The 11,945-nt window shown below is 65.1% G+C and carries 8 protein-coding genes; 2 read left to right on the forward strand and 6 right to left on the reverse strand.

The genetic code is table 11. The annotated features are described in order from the left end of the window. Position 1: 1 nt before the first annotated feature. On the reverse strand, positions 2-1,543 hold the full coding sequence (locus K359_RS0103810) for an ABC transporter substrate-binding protein (RefSeq protein ID WP_029078163.1): 1,542 nt from the start codon (positions 1,541-1,543) through the stop codon (positions 2-4). Positions 1,544-1,779: 236 nt separating this feature from the next. Continuing rightward, entirely contained in the window at positions 1,780-2,955 is a 1,176-nt protein-coding gene (locus K359_RS0103815; protein WP_198031099.1) for a CaiB/BaiF CoA-transferase family protein, read from the reverse strand. A gap of 208 nt (positions 2,956-3,163) precedes the next feature. On the opposite strand from K359_RS0103815, the gene glgA reads away from it, so the two are divergent. Both glgA and K359_RS0103825 read left to right on the forward strand, forming a co-directional pair. Next, the gene (gene glgA / locus K359_RS0103820; protein WP_035976088.1) at positions 3,164-4,591 is read left to right on the forward strand and encodes a glycogen synthase GlgA; all 1,428 of its coding nucleotides are present in this window, start codon (positions 3,164-3,166) and stop codon (positions 4,589-4,591) included. 181 nt (positions 4,592-4,772) lie between these two features. Continuing rightward, positions 4,773-5,831 (forward strand): class I SAM-dependent methyltransferase, encoded by a 1,059-nt coding sequence (locus K359_RS0103825; protein WP_035975996.1) that lies wholly within the window; start codon positions 4,773-4,775, stop codon positions 5,829-5,831. A gap of 107 nt (positions 5,832-5,938) precedes the next feature. Here K359_RS0103825 and K359_RS0103830 read toward each other — a convergent pair whose 3' ends face one another. From K359_RS0103830 to K359_RS0103845, 4 genes are all read right to left on the reverse strand, one after another. Further along, positions 5,939-7,567 carry a L,D-transpeptidase gene (locus K359_RS0103830; protein WP_029078167.1) on the reverse strand — a complete coding sequence of 543 codons (1,629 nt, stop codon included), beginning with the start codon at positions 7,565-7,567 and terminating at the stop codon, positions 5,939-5,941. 222 nt (positions 7,568-7,789) lie between these two features. Further along, positions 7,790-9,028, reverse strand: a complete 1,239-nt coding sequence (locus K359_RS50990; RefSeq protein WP_035975997.1) for an MFS transporter — start codon at positions 9,026-9,028, stop codon at positions 7,790-7,792. 88 nt (positions 9,029-9,116) lie between these two features. Next, positions 9,117-9,629: a PRC-barrel domain-containing protein gene (locus tag K359_RS0103840; RefSeq protein ID WP_029078168.1), complete on the reverse strand. Its 513-nt coding sequence runs from the start codon at positions 9,627-9,629 to the stop codon at positions 9,117-9,119. 48 nt (positions 9,630-9,677) lie between these two features. Continuing rightward, positions 9,678-11,879, reverse strand: coding sequence for an amylo-alpha-1,6-glucosidase (locus K359_RS0103845; RefSeq protein WP_029078169.1), 2,202 nt, complete (start codon positions 11,877-11,879; stop codon positions 9,678-9,680). Positions 11,880-11,945 lie beyond the last annotated feature (66 nt).

Consider the following 11,945-nt stretch of genomic DNA (forward strand, 5'->3'; position numbering starts at 1 on the left):
GCTATTCCTTCCAGGCGTAGGAAACGTCGAGCACCCCGTTGAACATTTTCGGCACGCCCTTCACCTTCGCGCTCGATATCGCATAGTAGGTGTTCTGGAAGGTCCAGAACCAGATCGCCTCCTTGTTGATCAGGCGGCTGATTGCGCAATAGTCTTCGGTACGCTGGGCGACGTCGGCCGTGGTTCGCGCATGCTCCAGCAACCGGTCGAGTTCCGGATTGGAGTAGTTCGCCAGCGCCACCGGGCTGCCAGTGTGGAAATTGGCGTACATCTGCGGATCGGGATCGGCGAGATCGACGATGCGCCACGGCGTGAGCTGGAACTGGCGCATGAAGGCGCGCGGCGGAATGGTCGCCTGATCGACCTGCTCGATCTCCATGTTGGCGCCTACGCGCTTCCAGAATTGCTGCAGGACCTGACCGCCGGTGCGGCCGCGCGGCGTCGCCGTGACCAGCATCTTGAACTCGACCGGTTTGCCGTAGTCCTTGATGAGCGCCTTGGCCTTTTCGACATCGAAGGGCAACGCGCCGTCATCCTTGCACTTAACCCAAGAACCGTCGCCGTAGGGATTGCTGGCCGGTCGCGCCAGGCCATTGGTAATCGCTTGCGACATCTTGTTGCGGTCGAGCGCCATCACCAGCGCTTGGCGCACGCGCACGTCGTCAAACGGCGGAACCTTGGTGTTGAAGGCAGCGACTGAAGCCCCCGAGCCTTGATAGGTATGCACGGTTAGACTCGCGTCCTTGCGCGCCTTGATAATGTTGTCGGCGTCGGCCTCGTCGTCCCAGATGATGTCGGCCTCACCCGATTGCAGCGAGGCAAAGCGCGACTGCGCATCCGGTAGCGGCTTCAGGATGATGCGGTCGAGATAGGGCTTGCCCTTGTCCCAATAGTCCGGGTTCTTCTCCAGCACCATGCGATCGCCGGCGGCCCAGGATTTCAGAATGTAGGGGCCGGTGCCGACCGGATTGCGGTTGTAGTCGTCGCCCTTGGTTTTCCATGCGGTCGGCGACTGCATCACGTTGTTGGAGCTCTGGATCGACTGGGTCGCCGGAAAGTTCACCGACGGATCGCTGAAATTGTAGACCACCGTGAGGTCATCGACCGTGTTCACGCTGATGGTGCTCGTGATGTAGAAGGCGCAGCGGCACTTGTTGGCCGGGTCCTTCTGGCGGTCGAAGTTCTCCTTCACTGCCTGCGCATTGAACGGCGTGCCGTCGTGGAATTTGACGCCGGGCCGCAGCTTGATGGTCCAGGTCTTGAAGTCGTCGGAATGCGTCCACGACAGTGCGAGCTTCGGTTTCGGCTCGCCCTTGTCGTCGAGGGTGGTCAGCGTGTCGAAGATCGCGGCTGCCGCGGTGTTGGCCGAGGTGTCGTAGACGCCGACCTTGAGCGGGTCGAAGCCCGCAATGTCCAGCTCCTGGCCGACGTTGAGCGTGCCGCCCTGCTTCTGCGCGCTGGCGGGTGCAACGAATGTTGCCGCACCTAATCCCGCCACAAGAAATATGCGCGCAACCGCGTGCGCGCGCCCGGCCAGCTTCATCGGTGGTCCCTCCCAGGTGGGCGACGTCCGGTGTTCCGGATCGTCGTGTGTTGGGCGGCAGCTTGTCCGGAATCGCCGCGCGCGACAAGACCGTAATACGGATGAAAAGCCGCAGGGAGATCACGATGCGATCACGCAAGATCGCATCATGATCTCATCGACTTGTTTGAGCATGATCTTTCGGAAAACCGGTGTCCACGTTGAGCAAACGCGACCCGCCAGGTCCGGATCATGCTCTAGCTGCGCGCAGTTTTCGCCGGTTGCGCTGCGAAGCCTGCGATCTGATCGTCGGAGAGGCCGATCTCCTTCAAATAAGACAGCGTGTGCTCGCCGAGCGTCGACATCCGCTTGGCGGCGCCGACCGCAGCGCCCGACATGCGGAACGGCAGGTTGAGCACCTTGAAGGCGCCGCCGCCGTCCTCGACCTCGGCCAGCGCGCCGCGATGGTCGATCTGCGGATCGGCGAGCGCTTCGCGCACGGTGCGATAGGCCGACGACGGCACACCATATTCATTGAGCGCGGCGAGGCAGGCCTGCGTGCTCACCGCGCGCGACCACGCCTCGACGCCCTCCATCAGGCCCGCCCAGTTCTCCCGCCGATCGGAATATTTGGCGAAGCGCGGATCGGAGACCCATTCGCCATGGCCGATCACCTGCATCAGGTTCTGGAACGTCTTCTCGCTGGCGATCGCCACCATGACGTAGCCGTCGGTGGTTTCGATCGGGCCGAACATCGGGCGCTGGGTTTGCTTGACCTCGAATTGTGACCACTGCAACTCGTTCAAGGTCAGGCTCAGCATCGATTCCAGCATCGAGACGTCGATATGCTGGCCCTTGCCGCTGGCGCTGCGCTGATAGAGCGCCGCCGAGATCGCACCGAAGGCATAGACGCCGGTGAGCACATCGGCGTGATAGATGCCGCAATAGTCCGGCCGGCTGCGGCCCGGCTGATAGGCGAGATGCGCCATCTCATAACCCGAGGCGGCATGGATCACCGGCGCATAGGCCGGCAACTCCGCCGACGGGCCGGTCTGGCCGTAGCCGGAGATCGAACAGTAGATCAGCTTCGGATTGATGTCCCTGATCGAGGCATAGTCGAGTTTCAGCCGCCGCATCACGCCGGGGCGGAAATTCTCCACCAGCACATCGGCGGTCGCGATCAGCCGGCGCACGGTTTCGACGCCGGAGGGCGACTTCAGGTCGAGCACAAGACTGTTCTTGCCGACATTGAGCTGGCCGAACGCCGTCGAGCAATTGTTGCGCAGCGGCGGCCGCGTCCGCATCGTCTCGCCTTCGGCGGACTCGATCTTGATCACCTCCGCGCCCATGTCGGCGAGCATCCGCGTGCAATGAGGTCCGGCGATCGTGGTCGAAAAATCCAGCACCCGAAGGCCGTCGAAGCTCCGTGTCAAATTCCCCTCATCGTCAGCAGCTATTGTTGTGGCCAAGGCTTCCTCCACCGCGTGGTTCTCATTGTTCGGCGCCGCGACCCTAAAGTGAGCCGCCCTGACAGGAAAGCGTCTCGTCCAGACCGGACCCGCGGGCCGTCTTGCATTTTACTCAAAGGCAGATTGGACCCGATCTTGCATAGCCCTGTCACGGGCTGGAACGAGGGCGTTGTTGAAGGTCTTATTCGTCACGACGGAGATGGACGATTTCGTCCGCGTGGGCGGGCTTGCCGCCGTTTCCGCTGCACTTCCCCGGGCGCTCCGCCTATGGAGCGACGTCAGGATTATGCTTCCCGGCTACCGGGACGTGGTCGAGCAATTCACTCACATTGAAATCGTTGGACAATGCCCTGCGCTCGCCGAGATGCCCGCCTGCACGCTCGGGCGCGCATCGACCAAGGACGGCATGCCGGTCTATGTGCTGCTGTGCCCGCAACTGTACGACCGGCCGGGCAATCCCTACGGCGATGAGTCCGGCCGCGACTGGCCGGACAACGACATCCGCTTCGGCCGCTTTGCCTCCGCCGCTGCCGAACTTGCGGCCGGAACGCTGGACAAGAATTGGGCAGCCGACCTCGTTCACGCCAACGACTGGCAGGCCGCGCTCACACCGGCCTACCTCGCATGGCGTCAGCTGCGGATTCCGTCGATCCTGACCATCCACAATCTCGCCTATCAGGGCCTGTTTCCGAGGGACTCGCTGCGGCGGATCGGTGCACCGGAAAGCTCCTTCCACATCGACGGGCTGGAATTCTACGACCAGCTGTCTTTCCTCAAGGGCGGCCTCGTCTACGCCTCGCATTTGACCACCGTCAGCGCGACCTATGCGAAGGAGATCACGACCGCGGAGCTCGGCTGCGGGCTGGAGGGCGTGCTGCGCCTCCGCTCCGACGCCGACCAGCTGACCGGCATCCTGAACGGCATCGACGAGAGCTGGGACCCGCGTCATTGCGCGCAGCTCGCGCAGCCGTTCGGCGCCGGCGACTGGAAGGGCAAGCAGGCCAACGCCGACTATGTGCGGCGGCAATTCGGGCTTGCGGTCTCGCGCGGACCGATCTTCGGCCTGGTTGCGCGCCTCGTGCATCAGAAGGGTGTCGACCTCGTGCTGTCGGCCGCCGATCAGATCATCCGGGATGGCGGTCAAATCGTCGTCACCGGCAGTGGAGAGCCCGCCCTCGAGGACGCGCTGGTCGCCGCACACCGGCGCCGGCCGGACGCGATCGGCGTCATCATCGGCTTCAACGACGCGCAGGCGCGCCGGATCTTCGCCGGCAGCGATTTCACCCTGATGCCGTCGCGCTTCGAGCCCTGCGGCCTCAGCCAGATGTATGCGCAGCGCTTCGGCTCGCTGCCGATCGGCCACCAGACCGGCGGCCTTGCCGAAACCATCGCCGACGGCGAGACTGGCTTCCTGTTCCCGCAGCCGTCGGCGGAATCCTTCCTCGGCGGGGTCAGACGTGCCTTCGACGCCTACCGCGCCAAGGACCGCCTCAACGCCATGCGCTCCAGCGCGATGGCCAAGTCCTACAGCTGGGACCTGTCGGCCGCCTGCTACAGCGCGCTATACAAGAGGCTGGTCATGCTGCGGGCGGCGGCGTAGGCCGCCCGCCTCGCAGGCTTGTGACATCGAGCCCATCTGGGATCCCAGCAGCCCAGTAACAATCGCTTCATTGCGCCGAACCTTTCATGCGATCGCGTCGCCCCATGGCTGTACGACGACGCATGCGTGAAATTGCGAATGATGGACTTTTGGCCAAACGCGATTGCGATGGAGGAACATCATGGACGTCAACGAGGAGCGCCTCAATTTATTCATGGGAAAGATGATCGGCGATGTCGGCGCGGCGATGAACGCCTCGCTGATGCTGCTGGGAGACAAGCTCGGGCTCTACAAGGCTCTTGCGCAGGGCGGACCAATGAATGCCGCGGCGCTGGCCAAGGCAACCGGAACCGCCGAGCGCTACGTTCAGGAATGGCTCTCGGCGCAGGCCGCCTCGGGCTACATCGAATACGACAAGGCGTCCGGAAAATTCTCGATGCTGCCCGAGCAGGCGCTCGCGCTCGCCGACGAGGAGAGCCCGGTGTTCCTCGGCGCCGTCGGAAGCCTGGTCGGCGCGACCTTCCTCGACGAGCCGAAAATTACCGACGCGTTCAAGACCGGCAAGGGTGTCGGCTGGAACAAGCGCAGCGAGTGCCTGTTCTGCGGCACCGCCCGCTTCTTCCGCACCAGCTACAAGCACTATCTGGTCCAGGAATGGCTGCCGGCGCTCGAGGGCGTCGTCGACAAGCTGAAGAAAGGCGCCGTCGTCGCCGACGTCGGCTGCGGCCACGGCGTCTCGACGCGGTTGATGGCGGAGGCGTTTCCGAAGTCCACCTTCTACGGCTTCGACTATCACGACGGCTCGATCCAGACGGCACGGGCCTCGGCGAAGGAGGCGGGATTGTCGGACCGCGTCCATTTCGAAACGCATTCCGCCAAGACATTCCCGGCCAAGGGGTATGACCTGGTCTGCTTCTTCGACTGCCTGCACGACATGGGTGATCCGGTCGGCGCCCTCAAGCACACCCGCTCCACCCTCGCAAATGACGGCACCTGCCTGCTGATCGAGCCCTTCGCCAACGACCGGCTGGAGGACAACCTCAATCCGATCGGACGGGTCTACTATGCCGCCTCGACGATGATCTGCACTCCTGCCTCGCTCGATCAGGAAGTCGGGCTTGCGCTCGGCGCACAGGCCGGAGAGGCAAGACTGCGTGAGGTGGCGCGCCAGGGCGGCTTCTCCCGCTTCCGCCGCGCGGCGGAAACGCCGTTCAACCTGATCCTGGAAGCTCGCCCGTAACGCAAGGCAACCGCACTGCGCAGTTGGACGGCGGCATCACGCCGCCGTCCAATGCACACAGGGTTAGTCGGATTCCTCGGCTGGCGTCCTACGCCGGCAGCGCCCTGCTACCAGTCCTGCTGCGATTGCCAATAGGGCTGGCCGCCGCGCCGGCGCGGATTGGCGGCTTGAGGGTTGCCATAAATCTGAGGATTGCCGTACTGCGGATTGCTGTATTGGCGGCTGCCGTACTGGGGCACGCCGTACTGGGTGCCGGATTGGGGATTCCAGCTGCGCTGATAGAAGAAGCCGAAACCGTCCTCATTGCTCGCAACCATGTCGTCGGGCGCCATGGGCCGGGTAGGCTTGCGCGTGATGAAACCGCCCTGCGGCTGGTTGCTCAGCACGGCGACGAATTCGGTGCGGTAGTTGGTCTCGCTGCTCAGCGGCTCGTCCGAGACGATGATGGACGAGCGTGCCACCACGGTCGGCGCAATGCGATCCAGCACGACCTGCGGGATGGTGATGCGGTCGAGCGCGTCCTTGGCGTTGTCGCCCTCGTCGATCGTCACCTCGGTCCAACGCAGGCCGGTGTCGTTACGCGCCATCGCCGTGAAGATATGCGTGCCGATCGGCTTGTCCGGATCGCGGATCGTGACGGGAACCTCGATGCTTGAATCGAACACCTCGCCGCCATCAGCCCACGGCTTGTGGGTGTTGCGGCGGACGTAGAGCTTCTGCGTCGCGCGGCTGATGTAGACCGAGACCGGCTCGAGCGCGAGCTTCGCCTCGGTCGCCGCCTTCGCGGTGTCGGCCTTCTTGGTCTCGGCCGCCTTGGCGGCGTCCTTTGCGGCTGCCGCGGCGTCGAGCTTCGGCTTGGCGTCGCCCTGGGCCGCTTCGAACTGCGTGGTCGCTTCCGCGGCCCTGACGGCGGCCTTCTGCTTCAGATCCTCGGCGCGCGCCCTAGTCTGGTCGGTCTTGGCATTGGCGAGCGTCTTGTCGGCGAACGCCAGCTCGGCGTCGGCACGGGTCTTGGCCTTTTCCAGCTTGCGCAGTGACGCAGGCGTGAACAGCGCGGCTTCCTTGGTCGCGGCTGTGGAGGCCTTCTTGGCTTCGTCGGCCGCCTTGGCGGCATCCGCGGCCTCGCGAGCAAGCGTCTGGGCGCGCGCCGGAGCAGCCGCGATGGCCTGCGCATTCGGCACGAACAGCGCCGGGTGGGTAAAATCGACCGGCGCCGGATCGTTCGGCGCGATGATCACCCGCATCCCGATCCGCGTCTTGTCGAACAGCTTCTCGGCAAAGTCGTAGGGCATCCGCACGCAGCCATGCGAGGCCGCATATCCCGGCAGCGGCCCGCCATGCAGCGCGACGCCGTTCCAGGTGATGCGCTGCATGTTCGGCATCCAGGCGTCGTCATAGAGCGTCGAGTGGTGGTCCTTGTCCTTCTCGAGAAGCGCAAAGACGCCGGCCGGCGTCTCGCGTCCCTTGACGCCGCTCGACACCGGCGCGCGGTAGATCCAGCCGTCGGCGTCGTAGAACGTGACCTTCTGGGCCTTGATCGACACGATCGCCATGATCGGCTCGCCCGCGGTGCGTGGCGCCGTCGCCTCGACGGTTGGCTCGGGACGCTGCTGCTTCGCGGCGGCGCCGCCGGTCAGCGCCGCAAATGTGACCATCGTCGCAAAGGTCACAAAGGCGGGATGCCCCCAACGCCGCATCGCTCCGGTGGTCTGCGCCGTCGTCGTTCGATTTACCATGCCATTCCTCGGTCGAAATGCCTGCTCGCGCTGCGTCGATCCGTACCAGATCGCGATTTTGGATTGATTAATCCGGGGGAGCATCGGCTCGTTCCAGCAGCAAATCACTCATATATGACAGCGCGTGCATGAGGAAGGGTGCGGCACGGCCAAACCGCCCCATCGTCGCCGGTATCCCTTGTCTGGAAGGTAGCGGCCCATGGCGCCGCGGCCGCGCACCCGTCATGCCGTCCGCCGCGTCTCCGGCATCACCAGCCAGATCACGAACAGCCCGAGCGCGGCGACGCCGGCGAGGCCCATGAAGGCCGTGCTGCTGCCGAGCTTGTCGCTGACATAGCCCGCCAGCACCGTGCTGAGCGAGGCGCCGATGCCGACCGCGGTACCGACAATGCCCTGCGCCAGGTTGAAATGGCCGCTGCCGAACGCGACGTCGGCCACGATCAGCGGCACCATCACGCTGAAGATCGCCGCGGTGATGCCGTCGAAGATCTGCACCGCAACCAGCAGATAGGGATCGCGCACGGTCGCGAACAGCAGGCCGCGGATCACCAGCGAGGCGAACGCGATCAGGAGCAGCGGCCGGCGGCCCCAGGCCTGGGCCTTGCGGCCGACCGAGGGCGAGCACAACGCGACGATCGCCTGCGGCACAATGATGCAGGCGGCGATCAGGACCGGCGCCCATTGGCTCGACCGCGTGGTGACCACGCCGGCCATCAGCGGCAGCATCGCGGCATTGGCGAGCTGGAACAGCATCATCGCGCCGGCAAAGATCAGCAGCGACCGCTGCCGCACCAGGCCGACGACGCTGGTGGCGCGCTTGTCCGGAACCTCGCGCTTCACCTCACCATGGGCCTGGGCGATGTCGATCTCGCGCTCGCGGATCCGCACCAGCGACAACAGGGTCGGGATCACCAGGATGAAGGTGACGAGGAACACCGAGCGGCTCGACAGGAAATAGCCGCAGGCGCCCATCAGCGCCGCGGCCGAGCCGCTGCCGAGCGAGGCGAAGCGCGCGTTGCGGCCGAGCCGCTCGCCGATCGCAAGCGGTCCGACCAGCCCGAGGCTGATCGCGGCGATCGCCGGACCGAGCACGCAGCTTGCGAGCGCGTGCAATGTCGCGGCGAGCGTCACCACGGGAAAGATCGGCCAAAGCGCATAGGCGAGCGCGCTGGCGCCGATCGCGGCCACCGCACAGCCGGCCACCACCCGCTCCGAGCGCGCCGCATCGACGATCGCTCCACCGGGCATCTGGCCAAGCAGGCCGATGATACCGCCGATCGAAAGCACGAAGCCGATCTCGACCTGGGTCCATTTCTGCGTCGTCAGATAGACGGCGATGAACGGGCCGAAGCCGGTCTGCACGTCGGCCAGAAAGAAGATGAACCAGTCGAGCCCGCGCTGGCTTTCGCGCGACGGCGTGCGCGATTCCTCAGGACTGGACTGATCGGGGACACGCGGCACAATTTTGGTGCCGCCGGCTGATCGCTCGCCACGACCGTCGCCAACCGTCTCGAAGGAAGAGTTCGGACGCGCGACCAGCTCGAGCCCCCTAATGTTCGTAATCCCATGGATGGAGACTGCCGGCCGCGCCCAGCACGATCAGCGGCGTATCTTCCTTGTATTCCGGCGCAGCGCTCACCTGCTGCTTGTTCAGGTCCAGCGTGATGCTGTCGCTCTTGCTGGAAACGCCGGCGAAACGCAGGGCGTTCCAATCGACCACGATCTTGCGGCTGCCGACGCCGAGGAACCCGCCGAAATCGATCACGGCGGCGCGGACCTTGCCGTCGCGGTCGACGATGACGTCGACGATGCGGCCCATGTCCTCATTGGCGGAGCTGCGCACATCGCGCCCGAGAATGCCGTGCGCATCGCGCGCGCCGATCACGGTCACCGACGGCGGCGGCGAAGGCTCCTTCGACGGCTCTTTGGCCTGCTCCTTCGGTACGACAGGAGCCGCTGGCGGCGCCTGGGCTGCCGTCGGCGTCTCATCGTCGGCGGCGCGGACACCAGCGAATGTCAGCAGCGCGGCTGCGACCAGCATAACCATGAACCTCGGACGCATGTAGCTCTCCCCACGATATCCTGGCGCGCGCGTGCCGTGCGACGACGCTCAATGCGTCAGCACGATCGACACCTGGATCTGGCCGCGCGTGCGCAACACTTCGAGTGACACTTCGTCGCCGTGGCGGCGCAGCCTCAGATCGACGCTGGAAGCGCCAAGCCTGAGGTTGCGCAGCACCACGTCGTTGAGGAATTCCGGCAGTCGCGGATCGCGCAGGCGGATCTCGCCGCGTGTGGTGTCGAACTCGATTCCTAGCGCCGCCTCCAGCAGCGTGAACGGCGTCGCGCTCGCCCAGGCCTGCGGCGCGCAGGCGACGGGATAAAGCACCGGGCCGCGCCGGCGCTCGCGGCGGAAGCCGCAGAACAGCTCCGGCAGCCGCCGCAGCTCCATATAGCTCGCGGCGTCGAACAGGCCCTTGAACAGATGCGCGACCGAATGCTTGAGGCCGTAGCGGGCAAATCCGAGCGCGATCAGCGCATTGTCATGCGGCCAGATCGAACCGTCGTGATAGGACATCGGATTGTAGCGCGCTTCGCCCGCGGCAACGGTGCGGATGCCCCAGCCCGAGAAGAATTTCTGGCTCATCAAATCGGCCGCGACCCGTCGCGCGCGGTCCTCGCGCACCATGCCGGAAAACAAGGTTTGTCCGGCATTGGACGTGCGCACCTTGCATTGCCGCTTGGCGCCGTCGAGCGCAAGCGCATAGGTACCGAGCTCCTCGCACCAGAACGCCTCTTCGAAGCGCTCGCGCAGCCGCTCGGCCTCGGCTTCCAGATTTGCGGCCTTGTCCACAAAGCCGAGCTTGCGCGCCGCGCGCGCGGCAAGCTGCTTGCCCGCGAACACATAGCCCTGCACTTCCGCCAGCGCGATATTGCCTTCGGCGAGCGTTCCGTCGGCATGGAAGATGGCGTCGAAGGAATCCTTCCAGCCCTGGTTCCGCAAGCCATCCTCGGTCGCGCGCTGGTATTCGACGAAACCGTCGCGGTCGGGATCACCCGGGCCGTCGATCCATTGCAAGCCGGCCTCGACCGCCGGCCACAGCTCGCGCAGCGTCTCCATATCGCCGGTGCGCTCCAGGTAGAGCCCGGCGAGCAGCACGAACAGCGGGGTCGAATCGACGCTGCCGTAATAATGCGCGAACGGCACCTCGCGAAGCGCGGCCATCTCGCCGCCGCGCATCTCGTGCAGGATCTTGCCCGGCGCGGCATCGGCCAGCGGATCGACCGTCTTGGCCTGAAACAGCGCGAGCCGCTTCAGCACGCCCTTGGCGATCCGCGGATCGAGCCACAGCATCTGCAGCGCGGTGATCAGCCCGTCGCGGCCGAATGTCGTCGAATACCAGGGAATGCCGGCATAGGGGTAACGGCCCTGCGGCGTCTCTGTCATCAGCATGTTGAGGTCGGCCATCGCCTGGCACAGCACCTCGTTGAAGATGTTGTTCGAGGTCTCGATGCTGGCCGCGCCGGCCGACGAAATTCGCATCTCGCGGCGGTGCGCCAGCAGCCCGCGGAAGAACGGCACCGGCTTCTGCATGATCGGCTTGTTGCAGGAGACCGCGACGAACAGCGAGGTGACGTGCCCGGGCTCGAGCTCGAAATGGTAGGTTGCCGCATTGACCGACAGCCGCGTCGGCCGCGGATCGAAATGCAGCGCGGTGATCCGCGACTGTTCGTCGAGGCCGCAATATTCGAGCACGACGTCGGTCGGGCCCAATAGCTTGCTCGAGCCGATGCCACGCCGCGGCCGGCGCTCGCCACGCACCTCGAACAGATCGGCGAAATCATTGTCGAACAGCAGCGTGAGATCGAAGCTCGCGGCATGCTCGCCGTGATTTTGCAAGCCGATGCGCTGATAGGCGGTGCCGCGCCACAGGAAGATCGAGCGCACGATGTGCAGCGTGTCCTTCTGCAGGGTCAGACGGTCGTCACGATAGACATCGGAATTGGTGAGGTCGACCGTCAGCGCCGAATTGTCGTCGCGCATGTTGGAGCCGAGCAGCAGCGGCTGCACGTTCTCCAGCACCATTTCCAGCCGCGCGAGGTAGCGCGTGTCGGCGTTGAACAGGCCGTCCGGCCCGCCGGCCGATGCGCCGATATCGCCATGGCTGTCGAGCACGATGAAGGTGTCGTCATGCTTGAGCGAGCGCCGCGGCCGCGCCGCGGGCCCGGTCATCGGAATGTAGAACGGCGATTCGGCGACGTGCTCAGTGATGCGAGCAGTGATGATCTGCGTAACGACGTCAGCTGCCATCTGAACCTCTGGCGACTTTGATTGGCCGTTTTCCTGACTCGAACGAACGCACCGGAACGCAACAGG

This window comes from Bradyrhizobium sp. th-b2 (assembly GCF_000426785.1).
GTDB classification, from domain to species: Bacteria; Pseudomonadota; Alphaproteobacteria; order Rhizobiales; family Xanthobacteraceae; genus Bradyrhizobium; species Bradyrhizobium septentrionale.